Source organism: Arthrobacter sp. B055-34 (assembly GCF_059090425.1).
Window position 1 is genome coordinate 189913 of record NZ_JBNHFQ010000003.1, and the last position, 21196, is coordinate 211108.

Annotated in this window: 19 protein-coding genes; 8 read left to right on the top strand and 11 right to left on the bottom strand. The window is 65.3% G+C overall.

From position 1 onward, the window contains the following. Positions 1–8: 8 nt before the first annotated feature. Entirely contained in the window at positions 9–1388 is a 1380-nt protein-coding gene (locus tag AC5RWO_RS06830; protein ID WP_498730397.1) for an NAD-dependent succinate-semialdehyde dehydrogenase, read from the bottom strand. A 174-nt stretch (positions 1389–1562) separates the two neighbouring features. Here AC5RWO_RS06830 and AC5RWO_RS06835 point away from each other — a divergent pair, with 174 nt between their 5' ends. After that, positions 1563–2324 carry a FadR/GntR family transcriptional regulator gene (locus AC5RWO_RS06835; RefSeq protein WP_498730398.1) on the top strand — a complete coding sequence of 254 codons (762 nt, stop codon included), beginning with the start codon at positions 1563–1565 and terminating at the stop codon, positions 2322–2324. After that, positions 2321–3037 carry a cache domain-containing protein gene (locus AC5RWO_RS06840; protein ID WP_498730400.1) on the top strand — a complete coding sequence of 239 codons (717 nt, stop codon included), beginning with the start codon at positions 2321–2323 and terminating at the stop codon, positions 3035–3037. Before AC5RWO_RS06835 ends, AC5RWO_RS06840 begins: the two co-directional genes overlap by 4 nt. A gap of 17 nt (positions 3038–3054) precedes the next feature. Here the strand turns inward: AC5RWO_RS06840 and AC5RWO_RS06845 are convergent, their stop codons facing one another. The 9 genes from AC5RWO_RS06845 to AC5RWO_RS06885 form a co-directional block, all read right to left on the bottom strand. Continuing rightward, positions 3055–3882: a gamma-glutamyl-gamma-aminobutyrate hydrolase family protein gene (locus AC5RWO_RS06845; RefSeq protein WP_498730401.1), complete on the bottom strand. Its 828-nt coding sequence runs from the start codon at positions 3880–3882 to the stop codon at positions 3055–3057. Beyond that, a complete protein-coding gene (locus tag AC5RWO_RS06850; RefSeq protein ID WP_498730402.1) occupies positions 3879–4613 on the bottom strand; it encodes a gamma-glutamyl-gamma-aminobutyrate hydrolase family protein in 735 nt (244 codons plus the stop codon). Before AC5RWO_RS06850 ends, AC5RWO_RS06845 begins: the two co-directional genes overlap by 4 nt. Next, a complete protein-coding gene (locus AC5RWO_RS06855) occupies positions 4610–5338 on the bottom strand; it encodes an ABC transporter substrate-binding protein (protein ID WP_498730403.1) in 729 nt (242 codons plus the stop codon). The genes AC5RWO_RS06850 and AC5RWO_RS06855 overlap by 4 nt, the downstream gene beginning before the upstream one ends. Beyond that, positions 5335–6768: a glutamine synthetase family protein gene (locus tag AC5RWO_RS06860; protein WP_498730404.1), complete on the bottom strand. Its 1434-nt coding sequence runs from the start codon at positions 6766–6768 to the stop codon at positions 5335–5337. The genes AC5RWO_RS06855 and AC5RWO_RS06860 overlap by 4 nt, the downstream gene beginning before the upstream one ends. Positions 6769–6802: 34 nt before the next feature. Then, positions 6803–8056, bottom strand: a complete 1254-nt coding sequence (locus AC5RWO_RS06865; protein ID WP_498730405.1) for an NAD(P)/FAD-dependent oxidoreductase — start codon at positions 8054–8056, stop codon at positions 6803–6805. Position 8057: 1 nt separating this feature from the next. Beyond that, positions 8058–8249, bottom strand: coding sequence for a ferredoxin (locus AC5RWO_RS06870; protein WP_498730406.1), 192 nt, complete (start codon positions 8247–8249; stop codon positions 8058–8060). A gap of 42 nt (positions 8250–8291) precedes the next feature. Then, positions 8292–9491: a cytochrome P450 gene (locus AC5RWO_RS06875; RefSeq protein WP_498730407.1), complete on the bottom strand. Its 1200-nt coding sequence runs from the start codon at positions 9489–9491 to the stop codon at positions 8292–8294. 55 nt (positions 9492–9546) lie between these two features. Next, positions 9547–11061, bottom strand: coding sequence for an APC family permease (locus tag AC5RWO_RS06880; protein ID WP_498730408.1), 1515 nt, complete (start codon positions 11059–11061; stop codon positions 9547–9549). Between the two features lie 329 nt (positions 11062–11390). Then, a complete protein-coding gene (locus AC5RWO_RS06885; RefSeq protein ID WP_498730409.1) occupies positions 11391–12281 on the bottom strand; it encodes a hypothetical protein in 891 nt (296 codons plus the stop codon). A 182-nt stretch (positions 12282–12463) separates the two neighbouring features. Between AC5RWO_RS06885 and AC5RWO_RS06890 the strand changes: the two genes are divergently transcribed. Beyond that, positions 12464–13648 (top strand): CaiB/BaiF CoA transferase family protein, encoded by a 1185-nt coding sequence (locus AC5RWO_RS06890; RefSeq protein WP_498730410.1) that lies wholly within the window; start codon positions 12464–12466, stop codon positions 13646–13648. Here AC5RWO_RS06890 and AC5RWO_RS06895 read toward each other — a convergent pair. Beyond that, positions 13645–15246, bottom strand: a complete 1602-nt coding sequence (locus AC5RWO_RS06895; protein ID WP_498730412.1) for a PucR family transcriptional regulator ligand-binding domain-containing protein — start codon at positions 15244–15246, stop codon at positions 13645–13647. The two genes, AC5RWO_RS06890 and AC5RWO_RS06895, sit on opposite strands and share 4 nt — an antisense overlap. A gap of 81 nt (positions 15247–15327) precedes the next feature. On the opposite strand from AC5RWO_RS06895, the gene AC5RWO_RS06900 reads away from it, so the two are divergent. From AC5RWO_RS06900 to AC5RWO_RS06920, 5 genes are all read left to right on the top strand, one after another. Then, positions 15328–16758, top strand: coding sequence for an aminotransferase class III-fold pyridoxal phosphate-dependent enzyme (locus tag AC5RWO_RS06900; RefSeq protein WP_498730414.1), 1431 nt, complete (start codon positions 15328–15330; stop codon positions 16756–16758). A gap of 46 nt (positions 16759–16804) precedes the next feature. Then, positions 16805–17965, top strand: coding sequence for an acyl-CoA dehydrogenase family protein (locus AC5RWO_RS06905; RefSeq protein WP_264670607.1), 1161 nt, complete (start codon positions 16805–16807; stop codon positions 17963–17965). 107 nt (positions 17966–18072) lie between these two features. Further along, positions 18073–19542, top strand: a complete 1470-nt coding sequence (locus AC5RWO_RS06910; RefSeq protein WP_498730416.1) for an aldehyde dehydrogenase family protein — start codon at positions 18073–18075, stop codon at positions 19540–19542. 7 nt (positions 19543–19549) lie between these two features. Continuing rightward, a complete protein-coding gene (locus AC5RWO_RS06915; protein ID WP_498730418.1) occupies positions 19550–20422 on the top strand; it encodes a 3-hydroxyacyl-CoA dehydrogenase family protein in 873 nt (290 codons plus the stop codon). Between the two features lie 141 nt (positions 20423–20563). Beyond that, positions 20564–21190, top strand: coding sequence for an HNH endonuclease family protein (locus tag AC5RWO_RS06920; RefSeq protein WP_498730419.1), 627 nt, complete (start codon positions 20564–20566; stop codon positions 21188–21190). Positions 21191–21196 lie beyond the last annotated feature (6 nt).

Sequence of the window (21196 nt, forward strand, 5' to 3'; positions counted from 1 at the left end):
GGCCCTTCCTAACCTGCGGCAGGCACCCGGATCAGCTTCTTGTTCACGAATTCGGCCATGCCGTACTTGGCCAGCTCGCGGCCAACGCCGGAGCGTTTGACACCGCCGAAAGGCAAATCAGGCTGCGAATCTGCCACAGAATTGATAAACACCATGCCGGTGTCCAACCGGTCGGCAACTTCCTTGGCCTTTTTTACATCAACGCTGAAGACGGCTCCGCCGAGACCATAGGGCGACCCGTTCGCCAGTTCGATGGCTTCCTCGGCATCCCGAACCTTGTAGATGACCGCGGCGGGGCCAAAGAGCTCTTCCGAGTAGGCGCGCATGCCGGGCTTCACGCCGGTAAGCACAGTCGGTTCCACGTACGCCCCCGGTCCTTCGACAAGTTTGCCGCCCGTGAGCAGTTCAGCCCCCTTGCCCACCGCATCCTGAACCTGTTCGATCAGTTCTTCGGCGGCAGCCTCCGATGACAGCGGGCCGAAGCGCGTTTCGGGCTTCAGCGGGTCACCCGGCTTGATCCGTGCCATCCGCTCGGTGAATTTATCCACGAATTCTTCATAGAGGTCCTCGACGATGATGAACCGCTTGGAGGCAGTGCAGGCCTGGCCGGCGTTGCTCATGCGCCCGCCGACTGCAGCCTTGACGGTTGCGTCCAGGTCATCGGAGTCCAGCACAATGAACGGATCGCTTCCGCCCAGCTCGAGCACATACTTCTTAAGGTGGCGGCCAGCCACCTCCGCTACCGCGGACCCTGCACGCTCGCTGCCTGTCAGGGAGACGCCCTGGACGCGCGGATCAGCGATGATTTCAGCGACCTGCTCGTTGGTCGCAAAAATGTTGACATAGGCGCCGTCGAGCAACCCGGCGTCACGGAAGATTTCCTCCATCACGAGCGCCGACTGCGGGCAGTTGCGCGCATGTTTGAGCAGGATTGTGTTTCCCAGCATCAGGTTCGGGGCGGCAAACCGGGCCACCTGGTAGTAGGGATAGTTCCACGGCATGATGCCGAGCAGCACTCCGACCGGTGCCGAACGGACAACGGCCTCTCCGCCGCCGCGGACGGTCAGCAGCTCGTCTTCCATGAACGCCGGACCTTCGGTTGCGTAGTACTCGTAAATGTCCGCGACCAGCCCGACTTCGCCCTTGGCCTGGCTGACAGGCTTTCCCATTTCCAGGCTGATGATTCTGGCCAGCTCATCCCGACGGTCCCGGTAGAGTTCGGCCACGCGCAGCAGCACGGCAGTTCGCTCCGGAATGGCACTCTGCCGCCATGAGTCGTAGGCGGTCTGCGCTTTCTTGAGTGACCCGGATATTTCTTCATCGCCGGCAGCCGCGAATTCCTGCAGCGTTTCGCCGGTAGCAGGATTTATACTCTTGTAGTAAGTCATGCTTTCAAAAATATCGGCAGGACGACTTCATATCCAGCAAATTCGAGACATTTCTTGATATGTCCTTCTCCGCCGAATGGATGATATACAGCAGCGACCGTAAAGTAGAATGCACCATATGTGATTCGTCGGAAACCCGACATTCAGTTGTCGGTCCGCGGAAGGGAGAGAATCGTGGCATCACCGCCGGCGTTGCAGTCCCAGATTTACCGCTCCCTGCCCGAAAAGGAACGGTCCGAGGCGATAGTCCAGAGGATATCCACGGCCATTGCCTTGGGCATGCTCCGCGTCGGCGAACGGCTGCCCGTGGAGTCCGAGCTTTCCGATATGTTCGGCGTAGCTGGAGCAACCCTTCGTGAAGCCCTCGCTGAACTCAGGGAGCGGGGCGTAGTTGAAACACGCCGGGGCCGGAACGGCGGAACGTTTGTGGTCAAGTCACCGGCGGCCCAGGAACAGCAGTTGCGGAAATATCTCCGGGACACTTCCATTGCCGACCTACGGGATCTCGGCGACGAGCAAACCGCTGTGGCAGCAGCAGCGGCCCGCCTGGCATGCGATCGTGCACATCCTAAGGATCTGGACCGGCTGGAACAGCTGGCCAAGGCACTGGCCGGAGCCGATTCCCCCGAAACCCAGGCGCGATCAGACAGCCGCTTCCACATTGAGCTGGCCGTGGTTGCCCAGTCTCCGCGGCTCACCAGCCTGGAGATCCGCCTGCAGTCCGAAGTCGGCCAGCTTCTGTGGAGCCCGATCGCGGGTGTATTCGACCCCGTTACGGCCGCCCGTGAGCATGTGCGGATTGTCGATGCGATCAGGGCGGACGAACCAGACAACGCCCAGCGCCTGGTTGTCGAACATATCCGGCGGAACACCTACCACCTCATTGACACCAAGCTCACGCTTGCCCACGCAGGCGATGAACAGGAGATCTCATGACCGCGCCCGCCTCACCCCGCGCCATCAGCAGTGCGACGGCCATCGAGGCATGGCTCAATGAGCTGTACCAAGACCTGTACGACGCCGCTCACACGGTGGAAAAACAGCTCGAAGCAAAAATTCCCGCAGGCATAAAAATATCGCCTAAAGACATTACCGGATTACGTGAAATATCCACCGCATTCCTCAATTCCCACGACATTGTTGTCGGCGCGGGAGTAATCTTCTCGATCTCGGCAATCAAAGACGCCGAGGGAGTATTGGAATGGTGGTTCAGAACTGATTCGGGAAATATCGAAAAACTGGATTTTGATTTAGCCCCCGAGGGCGAACGGTTTTACGACTATGAGCAACTCCCCTGGTTTTCCATCGCAGCCAAGACCGGCAGGCAATCCGTTGCCGGCCCCTATGTTGACTATCTCGGTTTCGACGAATACATCATGACCCATGCCGTGCCAACCTACGTCCACGGATCCTTCATTGGTGTGACGGGCTGCGACATCCGGATCCGCGACATCGAAAACAAGTTCATTCCGATCGTCCGCCGGATTCCTGGAGATGCCGCCATCCTGAATGGCCAGAACCGCGTGATCCTGGGCAACTCCGGACGTTTCATTGTCGGGGAACGGATCAAAGAAGCACCGGAAGGATTCTGCTTCATACCGCTGAACGTCCCCAACCTGAACCTGCACCTGATCTGCGCGGCCGAATGACCGCGCAGATTAACTGATTAGGCGTTGGCCGGCTCCTGCGGCCTGTCGGGCGCAGCCACCGGATTCAGCCTGCTTTGGCGCACGAACTCTTCGAACAACAGGGATCGATCATTCGCGTCCCCGTCCGAGTCCTCCGGATGCCATTGCACGCCGACCACCCAGGTCTTGCCCGGATGCTCCGTACCTTCCACCACGCCGTCCTGTGCCAGAGCGGCAACGTTCAGTTCAGCTGCCACGGTTCCCACCGCCTGATGATGCCCCGAGCGCACGGTCACCGTGGGACGGCCAAGGATGGCCGCCACCTTCGAGCCCGGAGCCAGGTTCACCTTCTCGTCCAGGAACATCGGTTGTCCCGGTCCCCCGCGGTGCAGATGCCAGGGGTCCAGATCAGGGATGAGCGTGCCGCCGCAGGCTACGTTGAGCAGCTGCGACCCCCGGCAGATGGCGAGCAACGGCTGGTCCCGCTCCAGCACACCGCGGATCAGTTCCACACAGTACTCATCCGCCCGCAGATCGACTCCGTAGGAGTTCGCCACCGGCCCGGTGTGGCCATACAGCGACGCATCCACGTCGCCGCCGCCCAGGAAGAGAACTCCGTCGTACTTGGCCAGCTCCGCTTCCGGAGTCAGATGTTCCGCCGCACTGTCCACCAGTTCGGCCCTAGCACCGGCTGCCAGCAGTGTTTCAAACGCGACACGCGTAAACCGCTCCATCAGTTCCAGGGTCTGCTGGGTCATCCCGGGGAACGTCAGTGAAACAACGACGGCGACGCGCGGCGCATCCGCGGGCAGGTCGCCGAAGGCGGCGGGAACCACATCCGCAGGGTTGACCCGCAGCCCGCTCACCGGGCACCTGCCAGTTCCGCAGCGGCAGCCGCGTCACGGCGCTGCCTGGCCGCGTCGACAACCCAGACGAACAGCGCATGGTCGGCGGGATTGGTCTCTGCGGTGTCTTCCGGGTGCCACTGGACAGCGAGCGTGGCAGCTCCCGGCACTTCGAGCGCTTCCACCACGCCGTCCGCTGCGGTGGCCGTTACCTGCAGGCCCTCACCGAGCACACCCACGGCCTGGTGGTGGTACGAGGAGACATCCACCTGCCCGCTGCCGACCACGGTTGCCAGCAATGACCCTTCCGAAACCGCAACCGGATGTATCGCATCCTTATGCTGCACGGTTCCTGGTTCCAGATGCTGAAGCAGGGTCCCGCCCCGCGACACGTTGAGCAACTGCAGGCCGCGGCAGATCGCCAGCAGCGGCACTTCCGCTTCAATGCAGGCGGCCATGACGGCCGATTCATACACGTCCTGGCCGGAGTAGTCGGTGGGCCAATAATGTTCGTCCGGTTCTGCTCCGTAGAGCTCGGGCGCCACGTCGGCGCCGCCGGGAAGCAGCACGCCGTCGAAACGGGCAACCTGCTCGGCGGCGCTGTCACCGCTTCCCGGGAACATGATGACCGGTTCCCCGCCAGCAGCCACGATGCAGCGCAGCACCTTGGCCGCCACGGCAACGCCATCGAAGCGCAGGCCGTGGACGGAGTTGGACCACATGCCCGGAACTCCGATCAAGGGGCGGCTCATGCGGCTACCTCCGCCGCCAGCGGGTACGGCAGGTGCGGCATCCACTTGGTCCAGATCCGCTCCAGCCGCCCGTCCGCCACCACCGTGGCCAGTGCCGTGTTGAGTTCGGCAAGCAGGAAGGGGTTGTCCTTGGCCACCCCGATCCCCCACCGGTTACCCGTGGGGTGTGTAAAAGCGACATCGTACGCCGGGTCCGCCCCAAGCGGCACGGTCACGACGTCGTCGTCCACCATGGCATCCACCTCCCCGTTGCGCAGGGCCGCCAGCATGTCGCCGAACACGTCCGCGCCGGTGAAGGCAATCGGTTCGGCTCCCTCGAAGGTGACGGCCAGTCTCATGTTGGCGCTGCCTTCGATGGCCGCGACCTTGTAGCCGGTCAGGTCCTCCGGCGAACGGGCCGGATCGCCCTTGCGCACCAGCACGGTCTCGTCGAACACGGCGTACGGGTCGGTGAAGTTCACCACGGCCTGGCGTTCCGGGATGATGCCCTGGCCGCACCAGACCGCATCCACGCGGTGGTCGCGGACGGCGGGCAGCATGTCGTCCCAGTCGAGGTAGGCCCATTCGATGCGCAGGCCGAGCACGGAGGCGACCAGCTCGGCCGCCTCCGGCTCGTACCCGCGGCGTTTGCCGGCGTCGTCAACCAGGTTGAACAGCGGCGGCGCCTCGGAGTCGATGCAGGCCAGGCGGAGGATGCCCGTTGAAAGGGTTTCGATGCGGCTCACGGAATGGTCTCCCAGTACATCTCGCGGTCCCATTCGGTGATGGCGCCGCAGTAGCGGGCCCATTCCTCCTGCTTCAGCTGCGTGTAGATCGATACCAGGTCCGCCGGCAGCGCCGAGGTGAGATAGCTGTCCGAGACGAAGGCGTCGATTGCGTCGCCCAGGGTGAGCGGCAGCTGGCCGCCGAGGGCCGGAACGTCCGCACCGCCGTCGTCGGGCATCCCGGGGTCCAGCCGGCGGTTCAGACCGTCCTCCATTGCGGCGATGAGCAGCGTGTGGGACAGGTACGGGTTCACGGCGGCGTCCGGGACCCGGTACTCCATCCGGCCGTTGGAGGAGATGCGCACCAGGCAGCCGCGGCTGTCCAGGCCCCAGTTTGCCGTGCTGGGAGCGAACTGGCCGGCGTCCCAGAACCGCTTGTAGGAGTTCACGGTGCTGGCCATGACCGCCATCGAACCGGGGGCGTGCGTGAGCAGGCCACCGATGGCGTGCTTCGCCGTCTCGGAAACGTGCAGTTCCACCCTGCCGTCGTCCTCGATGACGTTGGTGTCGCCGTCCCAGAGGCTCAGGTTGTGGTGGCAGCCGTTGCCCATCTGGCCGTTGTAGGGCTTGGGCATGAAGCTGGCGGTGACGCCGAATTCGCGGGCTACCTGCTTGCAGATCTGGCGGTAGGTGACCAGCCGGTCCGCGGTGTTTTCCACCCGGTCGTACATCCAGTTGAGCTCGAGCTGGCCGTCGTCTTCGTAGTCGCCCTCGATCATGTCCAGGCCCATGGCCTTGGCGTAGGTGACCAGCTTCTTGTAGATCGGACGCATCCGCTCCAGGTTCTCCACCTGATAGGCCGGGCTGCTGCCGGGCTTCTTGACCACCTCGAGGCCGGGGCCCTCCCAGGTCATCTCGGGTTCGGTTCCGGAGCGGACCTCGAAGCCGGTGCGGGCGGTGAAGGCCTCGTGCGAGCGGATCAGCAGCGAGCGGGTGTCGATCGGCAGCAGGCGGCCGCCGACCTCCGGCAGGTGCGGGGGCTCGTAGGCCGTGCAGAAGATCCGCGCTACCGAGGTATCCCACGGCAGCACCACGAACGTATCGGGCTCCGGCAGTGCCCAGAACTCGCGCGCCTCGATGCCGCCGCCGATTAGGTTGCCGTGGCGGTCATTCTGCAGGTCGGACAGCGCCGTCCGGTGGAAGCAGATGCCCTTTTCCAGATTCCGCTTGAAATGGTTGGCCGGGACCATCTTGGCCACCATGCGGGAGCCGATGGTCGGCAGCGCGTAGTACACGTACTCGACGCCGGCCTCCTCGATCTTGCGGCCGAGGTCGCGCACGGTTTCGGGACGCAGATTGCGCTCCTGGTGCCGCGCGAAGGCGCCGCGGTCTTTGAGGGATTGCTGCAGGTCGTTGGCGGCCAGATCGGGCCGCACGGGGGTGAGTGTCATGATGGTCTTCTTTCTCGTCAGTGTGCGAAGCCGGTCAGACGGCAGCCAGGTCGGCGCCGGCGGGGATGCCGGATTCGTTCACGAGCTTGCGGTAGTGCAGTTGGCGGTCAGCCGGCAGGGCGGCGGTCACGGCGCCGATCAACCGGCCGTCTCTGTAGTAGGCCAGGGCGGTTCCCTCCCAGGGGCGGGAAGGGTCGCCTTCGAGAACCTCGATGGTGTCGGCCAGAGCGGGGCTGCCCACCCCTTGGACCCGGGTCTTGAAGATATCGGTCCAGAAAGACGGCAACGGTGCCGCCGGCTCTGGAACAACGTCGCCCGTGAGGCCCGCCACCAGTGCTGGCGCGGCAATTTTGGCCGTATCCGCCGGAGTGGCCCAATGCTCGACGCGGCGGGCAGGTCCTCCGGCGCGACGGTCCGGGTACCGGGCTACGTCGCCCACCGCAACCACGTGTTCCGCTCCGAGCACCTGGAGGTGTTCGTTGCAGAGCACGCCGTCGCTGAGGTCCAGCCCGTTTCCCGCCAGCCACTCGACGTTCGGGAGCGAGCCGACGGCTTCAATAACGACGTCGGCGGCTACTTCCGTGCCGTCCTCGAGCCGGACACCTGCACAGCGGCCGGCGCCTTCCGTGTAGGTTCCGGGCATGTCGAGGAACTCGGTGACCCGTTTGCCGGGCACACAGTCAATGCCCTGCGTCTGCAGGAAGGTGCGGATACCGGCGCTCAGTTCGTGACCGAGCGGGCACTCCATCGGGCCGCCGGTTCCCTCGATGAGCGTGACCTGGCAGCCCAGACCGGCCGCGGTCGCCGCAGCCTCGCAGCCGATGAAACCGGCGCCGATCACCGCCACCCTGGTTTTGGGCTTAAGCTCGCCGTGCAACGCCAAAGTGTCCTCGAGACGGCGGATCACATGGCGGCCGGCAGTGGGCCCGGGAACCGGGACCCGCCGTGGCCGGAGACCGGTGGCAATCACCAATCCGTCGTAGGCTAGCTCTTCCCCGGCGCCCAGCGTCAGGGTGCGCGCCGCGAGATCCGCCGCGACAACCGCGGAGCCGAGCCGCCACTGGATGTCGGTGGCCGTGCGGCGCTGCCGAAGCTGTACCGCGGCAAGCGCTTCCTCGCGGGAACCAGGTGTGGCGAGCAGGTCCTTGGACAGCGGGGGCCGATTATAAGGCGGATGGATCTCATCGCCAACGACGACGATCTCTTCCTCCCAGCCGGCCGCGCGCAACTGTTCGGCGGCGCGCAGTCCTCCCATCGAGGCTCCGACGATGACAATTCTGCGGCTCATGTCAGTCCTTGAGGAAGATCGCCTGGACCGGGCAGACGTCGATGGCTTCCTCCACCTCGTCTAGCAGGGCGTCGTCGAAAGTTGCCTCGTACTCAAGCTCGCCGTCGGCATTGATCCGGAACACATCCGGTGCGGCGATGGCGCACTGGCCGTGGTTGTCACAGAGGCTGCGGTCTACGTCGATGGTCTTCATCAGTGTTGTCCTTCCTAGAATGTCTGCAGGTTTTCAGGGCCGCTAGGACCGCTTGGTGAAGCCGATGGGCAGGCGGATCGGACCGGTGTTGCCCGAGTCCGGCAGCCACTCGTCCCCGCCGGTCAGGTGCGGCTGGGCAATGCGGCTGGCCAGCAACGGCAACGCCTCGCTCATGTCCGCGCGGGCCACAAAGTGCCCCAGGCAGTGGTGAACGCCGCCGCCAAATCCGTAATGCGGAGCGTGCTCGCCGAGCAGGTCCATCTCCGGATTCGGGAAAGCCTTCGGGTCGGTGCCCGATGACTGCGTGAACAGGTGGACGGTGGTGCCCTTTTCGATGAACAGGTCCTGGTAGGTGAAGTCCTCGACTGCTTCCCGTGTCACCCAGGTGACCGTGGGGTTGATCCGCATGACTTCCTCTACCGCCTTGCCGCCCAGGTCCGGACGTTCAGCCAGCAGCTCCCACTGCTCCGGGTTGTGCATGAAGGACTGCATGGCCAGTCCGAGCTGGTTGCGCGTGGTGTCCATGCCGCCGAAGATCAGCAGCACCAGTGCGTTGCGCAGCTCCTCGTCGCTGAGCCGGTCGCCGTCGCGGTTAGCCAGTACCAGTCGGCTGACGAAGTCCTCGCCCGGATTGGCCTGGCGGTCCTTGATCAGCCCCTCGGCATATTCGTAGAGCTCGGCGACGGCGGCGTCCACCTTCTCGAGGTCCTGCTTGAAGGTCACGCCCAGCGCCAGTCCAACGGTGGAGGCCAGCCTGGCGATCGTCGGCCATTCGCTTTCCGGAATGCCCAGCAGGATGGTCAGCACCCGCGTGGCATACGGTTCGGCGAAGTCCCGGATGAACTCGCATTCGCCCTTGTCGATGAAGGCGTCGATCAGCTCGTTCGCCAGCGCCTGGAAGCGCGGCACCAGGTCCTTGATCAGCCGGGGCGAGAAGGCCGGGTTGAGCAGGCGCCGGATCCGGTGATGGTCCTCGCCCTCCAGTACCAGCAGGTTCTTGGTCCACCAGTCGTAGAAAAGCCCGCCGTGGACGCCGTTGTGCGCCGGCCACTTGGCGCTGCCCTGCGAGAGCTTGGGGCTCTTGAGCAGCTTGCTGACCTCGTCATACCGCAGCACGGCAATGCCGTAGTTGGTCCGTGCGTACCAACTCTGCTCCCGGGCTGCGCGCAGCTCTTCGGACTGCATGGCGAACGACGGATCCGAGATGTTCAGGTAGGGAACCTGGACGGTAGGCGTACTCATGATGTGGAACCTGTTTCTTTCTTTGCTGATGGAACTGAAGGGCGCGGCAACCGCGTCAGGGCTTGAGGGAATGTGCCGGCGCGGAGGGGACCGCATCCCCGAAGGGTGCGTCACCCTTGAGGTAGGGCTTCTTCCACGCCATGTAGACCAGTCCGATAACGACGACGCCGACCGCCGAGATCAGCACAATGTAGTTGGAGAACCAGCCGGCTTCCGGGGTCCGCGGCCAGGCCATGTTCACCATGCCGAGCACGCCCCAGGCCAGTGCGGCCACGTAGACCGGAGTGCCCCAGGCACCCAGCTGGAAGGCGCCGCGCGGCTTCCAGCCCTTGAGCCGTGCACGCAGCGCGGCGAGCACCACCATCTGGAAGCCCATGTACATACCCATGGCGGCGAAGGAAATGATGGTGATCAGGGCATCCTCGGAAACCTTGGAACCGATCACGATCAGTGCCGGAACCAGGCCGGCCAGCAGCAGGGCATACGGCGGAACGTGGCGGGATTCGCTGAACTTGCTGAGCAGTTTGCTGGCCGGAAGGATCCCGTCGCGGGCCATCGAATAGGCCAGGCGGGAGGACGCCGCCTGCAGGCTCAGGACGCAGGAGACAAAGGAGATGAGTACGACGGCGAGCACTACCTTGAAACCGACCGGCCCGAAGGCCGAGAGCAGCACGTTGCCCACCGGATCGGCGTCGGCGCCGCTGATGACTGCGCCGAAATCGGGAACGGCGAGGATCAGGGACAGGCAGACGAACATCGCGGCGAAGCCGCCTATGTAGATGGTCATGCGCATGGCCTTGGGGATGGTGCGCCCGGGATTCGGGACCTCTTCGGCGACGTCGCCGCAGGCCTCGAAGCCGTAGTACTGGTAGATGCCGATGAGGCCGGCCGCCGCAAAGGCGATAAAGTAGTTGCTGCCTTCGCCTGCCCCAAAGCTCTGGAACAGAACGCCCAGATCGTGTTCGCGGGCCGCTACCATCAGCCAGATGCCGACCACCAGAGCGCCGCCGAGTTCGGCGAGCAGGCCGAGCATAGCCACCTTGTTCAAGACTTTAGTACCGCCGAGATTCAGCACGGTGGCGAGCAGGATGACGGCCAGGGCCGCCATAATCACGGAGTTGACGCTGCTCTCCATCCCCAGCAGAGAACTAAGGAAGGGCCCGGCGCCGTAGGCAACGCTGGCAATGGTTGCCAGCAAGGCGCACAGGTACACCCAGCCGTTCATCCAGCCCCATTTGCGGCCCCAGAGGCGCCGGGACCAGGGGTAGACGCCGCCGGCCACCGGGTAGTTGGAAACGACTTCGCCGAAGACCGTGGCGACCAGCAGCTGACCGACGCCGACAATGATCAGCGACCAGAACATGGGCGGCCCGGCGATGCCCAGCGAAGCCGCGAACAGCGAATAGATACCAACAACGGGGGACAAATAGGTGAAGCCCAGGGACACGTTGCCCCAGAACGTCATTTCGCGCTTGAATTGCTGATCGTACGAATAGCCAAGGCTGGCAAGGTGCGCGGCATCTTCATCGATGCCGGCCTCCCCAGCGGGCTTCGTCATTTCGGCAGACATTGCTCTCCTTCTTGAACGGTGAGTCAAAGCAGTAAGTCGGTTGGAAGCGGTCAATATGTCAACGCGGAACCCCATGTCCGCTCCGTGATGCACCTCACGTGACCACCATCACGGAAAAACCCTACTAATGAATGTTTAATCTGGCAAGAGTTTTGCGTCGGTCATTTCTGAGAGGACCATGACCGTCACAGTGAACCCCGTGAAATCAAAGGTATTCCCGTTGCGCCTCCAGCGAGCATGCCTTGCGTCACAAATCCTGTAAACAGCAGGAAAAGCTTTGTTTCCAATGTATTTCCGCCGGGCAGCAATAGAACCGCCGCCGGCACTCGTCAGAGCAAGGGCCAAACGCGGCGGCACAGGTCGTAGACTTCCCATGCACGGGGAACGAGGTCGAACGCGGCGTCACAGATGCGGCGGAGCTGCTCCATGCTCCCGGCTGGAAGCTGCTCCGGACCAGGCTCACGGCCGGGGTCGGGATAGCTGTTCCCGATGGAAGACGCCCACTCCAGCCCGTGGGAGTATCCACTGCAAAACTGCCAGACAAAGATCAGCTCGGCCGGCACATCGCCGTCAGCACGCAGGTCCTTCAGGATGGCCGTCTGCGTGCGGTTCTTGGTGGCGTAACCCCAGTTGCCACTCGCCTTCCGGCTGAAGACCGGTGGCAGCTGCATCGACAGCGCGGCGTCATTGACCGCTCCGCGCAATCCGTCGAAGTACTCCACGGCACGCTCATGCTCGCCTGGACGGAATTCTTCCAGGTAGGCATCCCAGAAGGATGAAGCGTTGAAGACCTCCCGGGCGATAAGTACCAGGCTCCGACGGGATCGTTCACGGCCGTCTTCGGGCAGCAGCGCCCATAGGACCGTCGTCGCGCACTCGATGATGGTGCGCACCAACGAATATGGCGCATGCGTGTTCTGCCGGTAATAGACAAGGCCGCCGGGGTCTTCGACGAACATCAGCCGCCGCAGCGCGTTGGCATTGTCCGTGACCGCGGCCAGTGACTGCCGGACTATGCGGCTGACACTGTGGGAGGGGGCGAAGCGTTCGTCGAGCAGGAACAACGGGGACTTGGGTTCAATGCGGTCGCCGTCCGTGTCCCGGCCAAGCAGGGGCGACAGGTCCTGCAGGCGCGCGAGGATGGCCTGCGCGGCGAGGCTCTCCGCGTCCGCCCCGTCCAGCTGGCCCGCACAATCAGGAGGAACCTGCGCGTCCTGCATGGGCAAAATTTTAGTCCGGCAACTGGATCAGGACATCAACGGGGAGCACGTCTCCGTTGTGCAAACCATCTAAGGCCTGGATGGGATATCCGATGCTGGTTCCCGACAGCCCTTCCTACACTGGACACCAGTCCTGTAACCGTCGCGGCTGCGCCGGTTGTTTCCCGCTCGAAAGGGTTCCAATGCCAACCCAGCCCAGCCTCCCACCGTCATCACCACAACGGCCCTTGGACGGCATCCTTGTCGCCGACTTTTCCCGTGTCCTCGCCGGGCCGCTCGCCACGATGACGCTGGCCGATCTCGGAGCCAGGGTCATCAAGGTGGAGCGGCCGGGCACGGGAGACGATACGCGAAGCTGGGGCCCGCCATACTCCCCTACCGGCGCCACCTACTTCGAAAGCGTAAATCGCAACAAGGAATCCGTCTGCCTGGACCTGTCCAGCCCGGAAGACCTCGAGCTGGCGCGGGAACTGGCGCGGCGAGCCGACGTGCTGGTTGAGAACTTCAAGCCCGGCGGTATGGCCAAACTCGGTCTTGGTTACGAGGAACTGGCGGCGGAGAACCCGGGACTGGTCTACGCCTCCATTTCAGGTTTCGGCTCTGCGGGTGGAGCGGACCTGCCCGGGTACGACTTCATCGTCCAGGCATTGGGCGGGCTGATGAGCATCACCGGCGAGGCGGACGGTGCCCCGTATAAGGCCGGCGTCGCGCTGGTGGACGTGCTGACAGCCAAGGACGCGACCATCGGCATCCTTGCAGCGCTCAACGCGCGGCCTGCGTCTGGACGCGGCAGTCATCTGGAGGTGAACTTGCTCTCCAGCTTGCAGGGTGCTCTGGCCAACCAGGCCCAGGCCTACCTGGGCGCCGGCAAGGTACCGAAGCGGATGGGCAACGAGCATCCGTCGATCGTTCCCTACCAGCTTCTTGAATGTGCCGACGGACCTCTTGCAGTGGCTTGCGGCAACGACGGCCAATTCCGGCGACTCACCGAGGTGATCGGGGTACCGGCGCTGGCCTACGATGCCCGCTTCGCTACCAACAATTCACGTGTGGAGCATCGGACGGAGTTGATCCCTCTGCTCGAAAACGCACTCGCTGCCGCATCCACGGACGTCTGGCGGGACAAGCTGGTCGGCGTGGGTGTACCGGCCGGACCCGTTGCCTCCATCGACGAGGGCATCGAGTACGCCGAGTCCCTGGGATTGAACCCGACGATCGAAGTCCAGGACGCCGCGGGGGAGTCAGTGGGTCGGCAGATCCGGCATCCGATTTCCTGGTCCCCGGCCTTCGAGCCGAGGTCCAGCGCTCCACCTGCTCTGGGCGGGAACACTGAGAGGGTATTGCAGTGGCTTCGCGGGGACGGCTAGAGTCCGCGCCGCCGCAGCGCGAGCCACAGGTGGGCGGCGACGTCCGGATCGTCGATGCTGATCCCCAGCAGTTTCTCCGCCACGGCCATCCGGTGCCGCAGGGAGTTCCGATGCACGTCCAGCGCCCGGGCGGTTTCTTCCCAGTGCCCGCGATGCCGCAGATACGCGGCAACGGTGCCCAGCAGGTCGGCCCGGTTGTAGCCGGCAAGCGTCTCTGCCCAGCGGTCCGCCCGGGCATCGTCGTCGCCTGAGGTTCCCGCCAGTCGTCCGGCCGGCGCGAGCAGCGCGGCTCTCCGGACGGCAGCGAATTTTCCGGTGGCCTCGGCTAGCTGCAGCGGCCCGGTCCACGCTGCGCCGGTCTCCGTGGCAGGTTGGACCTGCCGCGAGGACGTCGGCCACGCAGGTTTCCGGGCGGCGCCTGACTCAGCCGTTGGTGCCGCAGCTTGCGCCCATGCGAGCAACTCGTCGTCGTAAATTTCGTCCTCCTCCCCCGCCACTGCGATCTCCGCGCTCAGCGCGGCTGCGTCGATGAGGAAGTAGGCGATGCCGTCCTCAGCGAATCTCAGTTCACAATCAGTCAGCGCCTGCGCCGGCAGGAGAGAGCCGTCCTCGCTTTCCAAGCCCATAGCCGCATAAGCCGCGGATGCCAGGTCCAGTGAGGCAGGGTCCATCCGGACCGCGAGGACGCGAACGCGCTCGGGCAGCGGAGGAAGGCCCACGTCCGTAGCCAGTAACCGCGCAGCCTCGGTATGCCCGCGGGCTACGAGCTTGGCGGCGGCAGAGCCCAGCGCTCCGGCGGTACTGGAAAGTTCTTCCTGCTGCTGGGCACGCATGGCCAGCAGCACGCAGACGGTCATGATGACCTGCCGGTCCGCCTTGGTTAGCGTGCGTCCCGAGCCGATGGCCAGAAAGCCTTCGATCTTCCGCCCGACAAGGATGGGATATTCAACCACCGGCGTGCCGTGCAGCCAGAACGTTGCGGCGGAGTGCGTTCCCGCCATATTCAACCGGGTGGTCTCCTCGCGCAGGTGGGGCAGCAGTGCCGCGGAGCCAGCGGGCCAAATGGTAGCGGCGCCGCCGTCGGCCGGAAGATACGCGGCCCAGCCCCCGAGGGCTTGGGCGAGCCCCTGCACAACGGACGGAATCGCGTCCTGCCGCATCGCCGCCCGTGCCAGTGCCGTTTGCGTTCCGAGGCTGGCGATCAGGTCTGCCTGACCGCTCCGGGCGGCCAAGTTCCAGAAGGCGCGCGACACATCCAGAAACGGGACGCCGTCGGGAACTACCAGCAGTTCGATCCCGTCGGCGGCACAAGCCTCCACCAGTTGCGGCGGCACAGCATCCAGCCCCTCGCCCAATCCGAGCCCAAGGGCAGCCACGCCTTTAGCAGCCAACCGACCCACGTAGGCGGAAACGGTGGCGGTCGTGCCGCCCAGCGGTATCCCAGTGGTGAGCAGCAGTTCGCCGCCCTCGAGATAGGCGGTGGGATCCTCGAGTTCGGAAACGTGCACGCCGGTCAGCTGAATGCCGGGAACGCTTCCAGGGGTAGCCCTCCGTAGGGAATCACCGAGTTCGGTGCTGAGTTGCGCCAAGGAAACCATGGTCTGATTATCCAACACCGGCGAAAGTTTTGGATGGAGCGTCCAATGACCAATGGCTTGCGCGGACATTAGCGTTGTCCCATGACTTCCAGCCTCACTCCGCTCCCCCAGTCCCGCCACCTGGCCACGGCCATTCCCGGTCCGCGTTCGCAGGCCCTGCACGCCGAACGCCAGGCCCACGTGACCGACGGCTTCGGCATCGCACTGCCGGTCTTCATCGACCGGGCCGACGGCGGCATCCTGCAGGACGTGGACGGCAACCGGCTGATCGATTTCGCCTCCGGCATCGCCGTGACCAGCATCGGCGCCAGCAACCCGCGGGTCCGCGAGCGGGTGGCCGCGCAACTGGAGCGCTTCACGCACACCTGCTTCATGGTCACCGAGTACGAGTCCTTCACCCAGGTGGCCAAGTGGCTCAACGAGCACACTCCCGGCGACTTCGAGAAGCGCACCGCCCTCTTCTCCACCGGCGCCGAGGCCGTGGAAAACGCGGTCAAGATCGCCCGCTCCGCCACCGGCCGCAGCAAGGTGCTGGTGTTCGATGAGGCCTATCACGGCCGCTCGCTGATGACCATGGCGATGACCGCCAAGGAGAACCCGTACCGGCTCAACTTCGGCCCGTTCCCCACTGAGGTGGTCCGTGCCGCTTCGGCCAACCCGCTCCGCCCCGCGGCGTCTGCAACCGCAACAACCAACGACGACGGCGTTCCCGCCTCGGGCGCGGACGTCGCCGCCGCGGCACTCGCCTCCGTCGAAGCAACGCTGGCCGAGCACGGTGCGGAGAGCTTTGCCGCCATGGTCATCGAGCCCATCCAGGGCGAAGGCGGCTTCATTGTTCCCGCCCCCGGCTTCCTCAAAGGTCTGCGCGAGATCGCCACGAAGCATGGCATCGTGCTGGTGATCGACGAGATCCAGGCCGGCATGGGCCGCACCGGCGCCCTGTTCGCCAGCGAGCACGAGGGCATCGCCGGGGACATGACGCTCAGCGCCAAGGCCCTGGCCGACGGCGTCCCGCTCAGCGCGGTCACCGGTCGCGCGGATTTGATGAACGCGGTCCATGCCGGCGGCCTCGGCGGCACCTACGCCGGCAACCCGCTGGCCTGCGAGGCGGCGCTGGCCGTTTTCGAGGCGTTCGAGGACGGCACGCTGCTGGCCAACGCCCGCGCCATCGAAGCCACCGCCCGCGAAGTGCTCGAACCGCTCGTCGCGGAGACCGAGGTCGTCGCAGAGTTCCGTGGCCGTGGCGCCATGCTGGCCCTTGAGTTCGCCGACCGCGGCACGCTGGAACCCCGGGCCGACCTGGCCAAGGAAATCTCCGCCCGCTGCCACGCCCAAGGCGTGCTGACCCTGACCTGCGGCACCTACGGCAACGTCATCCGGCTGCTGCCGCCGCTGGTCATCGGCGACGAGTTGTTCCGCGACGGACTGGCGGTCCTGCGCGAGGCGATCGTCGATGTCGCTGCCGGCCGCGACGCAACCACCGCCGAAGCCGTCGCCCCGGCACTCGCCTGACCCCCGCCGTCGTACGTCCCTAGACTCTGAGTAAAAAAGGAAAACCATGTCCCAGGATCATGACCTGATTGCCCTCGACTCCCTGCTGACCGAGGAGGAGCGGCTGCTGCAGAAGAACGTGCGCTCCTTCGTGGACTCGGCGATCAAGCCCAACATCGCCGGCTGGTACGAAAAGGCCGTCTTCCCGCTGGAAATCGTGCCGGAGATGGCCAAGCTCGGCCTGCTCGGCATGCACCTGAAGGGCTACGGCTGCGCCGGGCGCTCCGCGGTGGAATACGGCATCGCCGGAGCCGAACTTGAAGCCGGCGATTCCGGCCTGCGCACGTTCGTCTCCGTGCAGGGTTCGCTGGCCATGAGCGCCATCTACAAACACGGCTCCGAAGCGCAGAAACAGGAATGGCTGCCGCAGATGGCCGCCGGCGAAGCCATCGGCTGCTTCGGCCTCACCGAACCCACCGCCGGTTCCGACCCCTCCAGCATGAAGACCTTCGCCCGCCGCGACGGCGAAGACTGGATCCTCAACGGCTCCAAGCGCTGGATCGGCCTCGCCTCCGTGGCCAAGGTCGCCATCATCTGGGCCCAGACGGACGAGGGCGTGCGCGGCTTCGTGGTCCCCACCGAAACCGCCGGGTTCAAGGCCACCCCGATCGAACCCAAACTTTCCATGCGCGCCTCCATCCAGTGCGACATCGAACTGACCGACGTCCGTCTCCCCGCCGACGCCGTCCTGCCGGACGCGAAGGGGCTGCGCGGCCCGTTCGAGTGCCTGAACGAGGCCCGCTACGGCATCATCTGGGGCGCCATGGGCGCCGCCCGCGACGCCTGGCAGGCCGCCGTGGACTACTCGAAGGAACGCCTGCAGTTCGACAAGCCGCTGGCCGGCTACCAGCTCACCCAGGAAAAGCTGGTCAACATGGCGCTGGAGATCAACAAGGGCTTCCTGCTCGCGCTCCACCTGGGGCGGCTCAAGGATGCCGGGCAGCTGCAGCCGCACCAGATCTCCGTGGGCAAGCTCAACAACTGCCGCGAAGCCATCGAGATCGCCCGCGAATGCCGCTCCATCCTCGGCGGCAACGGCATCACCCTGGACTACTCGCCGCTGCGCCACGCCAACAACCTCGAGTCGGTGCGCACCTACGAAGGCACGGACGAGGTCCACACCCTCATCCTGGGCCAGAAGATCACCGGCCTCCCCGCCTTCCGGTAACCGCACCGCCGCCGAACGTTGCCCGGGCTCCACGGGCCGGGCAACCTTCAGCATTTAGCAGCAGCCTCCATTCCCTGATTCCCGTCCCGCTACTTCAAGGAGCGCGCATGACCTCCCCGGTACAGCTTCAGCACTACATCGACGGCGCCTGGGTGCCGGGCGCCGGCTCCCCCATCACCAGCTACAACCCGGCCCGCCCGGACGAAATCGTCGCGCAGGGCCTGCAGGCCGGACCGGCCGAGGTGGAGCAGGCCATGACCACCGCAGTTGCCGCCAAGCGCGAGTGGGCGCGCACCCCGGCACACGAGCGCGGCGCCCTACTGCTCCGCGCCGCCGTCGTTATTGAGCAGAACGCGGAAGCCTGGGGACTGGAACTGGCCCGCGAAGAGGGCAAGACGCGGGCCGAGGGCAAGGGCGAAGTGCTGCGCGCGGCGCAGATTTTCCGTTACTACGGGAACGACGGTGACCGTACCGCCGGGGAGATCTTCTCCTCTCCGCGGCGCGGCGAGAAGATCCTCATCACGCGCAAGCCGCTCGGCGTGGTCGGCGTGGTCACCCCGTTCAACTTCCCCATCGCAATCCCGGCGTGGAAGATCGCCCCGGCCCTGGCCTACGGCAACACCGTGGTCTGGAAGCCGGCGAGCACCGTGCCGCTGCTGGCGCTGCGGCTGGCCCAGGCGCTGGATTCCGCGGGGCTGCCGGCCGGCGTGCTGAACCTGCTGATCGGACCGGGTTCGATGGGCAACTCCATCGTGGAGCATCCGGCGCTGGACGGGCTGACCTTCACCGGCTCGACCGGCGTGGGCAGGCGCCTGGCCGCCGAGGCAGCCGGGCAGGGCGTTCCGGTGCAGGCCGAGATGGGCGGCAAGAACGCCGCCGTCGTCCTCGCCGACGCGGACCTGGAACTCGCCGCCGAACAGGTCATGCTCGGTGCATTCCGCTCCACCGGGCAGAAGTGCACCGCCACCTCGCGGCTCATCGTGGCCGAGGCCATCGCCGATGAATTCCTCGCCACCCTGGCCGAGCGCGCCAATGCGCTGGCGGTCGGCGACCCGGCCGACCCCGCCGTGCAGATGGGCCCGGTGGTCAACGACGGCGCCCGCAAGTCCATCAGCGACGGCATCGACACCGCGCTCTCCCAGGGCGCGCGGTTGATCGCCGGCGGCCACAAGTACGACGGCGGCGACCTCGCCTCCGGTTACTTCGTCCCGCCGACCATCCTGGAAATCCCCGCGGATCAAGAGCTCGACGTCTGGCGCGAGGAGCTCTTCGGTCCTGTGCTGGCCGTGCGCCGCGCCGCCACCGTGGAGGAGGCGTTCGAGCTCGCCAACGACAGTGAGTTCGGGCTCTCCGCCGCCCTGTTCACCCAGGACGTCACCCTTGCGCTGGACGCGATCGACGACCTGGACGTCGGCATCCTGCACGTGAACTCCGAGTCCGCCGGCGCCGACCCGCACGTGCCCTTCGGCGGCGCGAAAAAGTCCGGCTACGGCCCCAAGGAACAGGGCGCCGCTGCCAAGGAATTCTTCACCCACACCACCACTGTCTACCTGCGCGGCGGAACGGCCGGAGTCTAAGGAACGCATGAACCCCTCGATCGAGAACATCAAGCACATTCTGGTCATCGGCGCCGGCGCCATGGGGTCGCAGATCGGCATGGTCGCCGCCCTCGCCGGCTACCGCGTCACCGTCCAGGACATCGCCGAAGACATGCTCGCCCGCGCCAAGGAGCAGTTGACCGCCCGGATGCAGGCGAACGTGGCCAAGGGCCGCGCCAGCCAGCAGGACGCCGACGCCGCCCTCGGCCGGCTCTCCTTCAGCACGGACCTCGCCGCATCCGCCGCGGATGCCGACTTCGTCATCGAGGCCGCCACCGAACGGCTCGAACTCAAGCAGCACATCTTCACCCAGCTCGGCGAACTCACACCCTCCCACGCCATCCTCGCCACCAACTCGTCCACCCTCGGCTCCTCGAAGGTTGCCGAAGCCAGCGGCCGGCCCGAGCAGGTCTGCAACATGCACTTCTTCAACCCCGCACTCGTGATGAAGTGCGTCGAGGTCGTGCGGAACGAGTCAACGTCGCAGGCCACCGTGGACAACACCCTTGAACTCGCCCGGCGCCTCGGCAAGGAACCCGTCCTGATCAACCGCGAAATCCCCGGCTTCGTCGCCAACCGGCTCATGGGCGCCCTCCAGAAAGAAGCCCTCGCCCTGCACGCCGCCGGCATCGCCACGCTCGAAGACATCGACACCACCGCCAAAACCGCCCTCGGCCACCCCATGGGACCCTTCGAACTCATGGACATGGTCGGCCTGGACGTCATCGACTTCATCGCCCAGGCTACCTACGCCGAAACCAACGACGACGCCGACCGCCCCGACCCCGCCATCACGAACCTGGTCGAACAAGGCCGCCTCGGCCGCAAGTCCGGCAGGGGCTGGTACGACTACAGCTGAGGACCGGAACCCGCGGATTGGTCCTCGGCCGGGCATATCGCAATCTGCCTCTGGCGTGTATCGTATAACCGCACGCATTACGTGCTTTGGGGTTATCAAGTTTGGGGACTTGTTATGTTGGGGAAATTTCTTGCTGCCGTTGTGGCAGCCCTTCTTCTGGTTGCAGGACTCGCCGTTCCGGCCGAGGCAGCCACTGTCTATAAGGCATCACTGCGGTCGGCTGCGCGTGCGCTGCCGGTGGCCGTGGAGCGGAACACCGGCTATGACCGGGACCGCTACTTCGGTTCTTGGAAGGACACGAACCGGGACTGCCAGAACACCAGGGCCGAAGTACTGATCCAGGAGTCCAAGGTCCGGACCAAGTACACCACTTCCAAAGGCTGCACAGTCCGCACCGGCAAGTGGGTAACCAACTGGGACAACCGCACGCACTACTCGGCGTCGGCAGTGCAGATCGACCACCTTGTCCCGGTGCATGAAGCCTGGGGATCCGGGGCACGCTACTGGTCCCAGTCCCGCCGTGTCGCCTTCTACAATGACCTCGGCGACGGCCGGGCACTCAGCGCCCAGACGTCCGCTCTGAACTCGGCCAAACAAGCCAAGGGTCCGGAGGCGTGGATGCCGCCGAAGAACCGCTGCAAGTACGTAGCGGACTGGGTTGCGATGAAGGTCCGCTGGGGGCTCAAGGTGGACAGCACCGAGAAGAAGGCCCTGATCAAGTACGCCGATTCCTGCGCCGCGACAACCATCACCGTCACCAAATTTTAGTCCGGA

Excerpts from the sequence above, each read along its gene's own strand:
- AC5RWO_RS06830 (WP_498730397.1), bottom strand. The coding sequence starts at position 1,388 with ATGACTTACTACAAGAGTATAAATCCTGCTACCGGCGAAACGCTGCAG.
- AC5RWO_RS06880 (WP_498730408.1), bottom strand. The coding sequence starts at position 11,061 with ATGTCTGCCGAAATGACGAAGCCCGCTGGGGAGGCCGGCATCGATGAA.
- AC5RWO_RS06890 (WP_498730410.1), top strand. The coding sequence starts at position 12,464 with ATGCCAACCCAGCCCAGCCTCCCACCGTCATCACCACAACGGCCCTTG.
- AC5RWO_RS06905 (WP_264670607.1), top strand. The coding sequence starts at position 16,805 with ATGTCCCAGGATCATGACCTGATTGCCCTCGACTCCCTGCTGACCGAG.
- AC5RWO_RS06865 (WP_498730405.1), bottom strand. The coding sequence starts at position 8,056 with ATGAGCCGCAGAATTGTCATCGTCGGAGCCTCGATGGGAGGACTGCGC.
- AC5RWO_RS06895 (WP_498730412.1), bottom strand. The coding sequence starts at position 15,246 with ATGGTTTCCTTGGCGCAACTCAGCACCGAACTCGGTGATTCCCTACGG.
- AC5RWO_RS06870 (WP_498730406.1), bottom strand. The coding sequence starts at position 8,249 with ATGAAGACCATCGACGTAGACCGCAGCCTCTGTGACAACCACGGCCAG.
- AC5RWO_RS06910 (WP_498730416.1), top strand. The coding sequence starts at position 18,073 with ATGACCTCCCCGGTACAGCTTCAGCACTACATCGACGGCGCCTGGGTG.
- AC5RWO_RS06850 (WP_498730402.1), bottom strand. The coding sequence starts at position 4,613 with ATGAGCCGCCCCTTGATCGGAGTTCCGGGCATGTGGTCCAACTCCGTC.
- AC5RWO_RS06885 (WP_498730409.1), bottom strand. The coding sequence starts at position 12,281 with ATGCAGGACGCGCAGGTTCCTCCTGATTGTGCGGGCCAGCTGGACGGG.
- AC5RWO_RS06875 (WP_498730407.1), bottom strand. The coding sequence starts at position 9,491 with ATGAGTACGCCTACCGTCCAGGTTCCCTACCTGAACATCTCGGATCCG.
- AC5RWO_RS06840 (WP_498730400.1), top strand. The coding sequence starts at position 2,321 with ATGACCGCGCCCGCCTCACCCCGCGCCATCAGCAGTGCGACGGCCATC.
- AC5RWO_RS06915 (WP_498730418.1), top strand. The coding sequence starts at position 19,550 with ATGAACCCCTCGATCGAGAACATCAAGCACATTCTGGTCATCGGCGCC.
- AC5RWO_RS06900 (WP_498730414.1), top strand. The coding sequence starts at position 15,328 with ATGACTTCCAGCCTCACTCCGCTCCCCCAGTCCCGCCACCTGGCCACG.
- AC5RWO_RS06860 (WP_498730404.1), bottom strand. The coding sequence starts at position 6,768 with ATGACACTCACCCCCGTGCGGCCCGATCTGGCCGCCAACGACCTGCAG.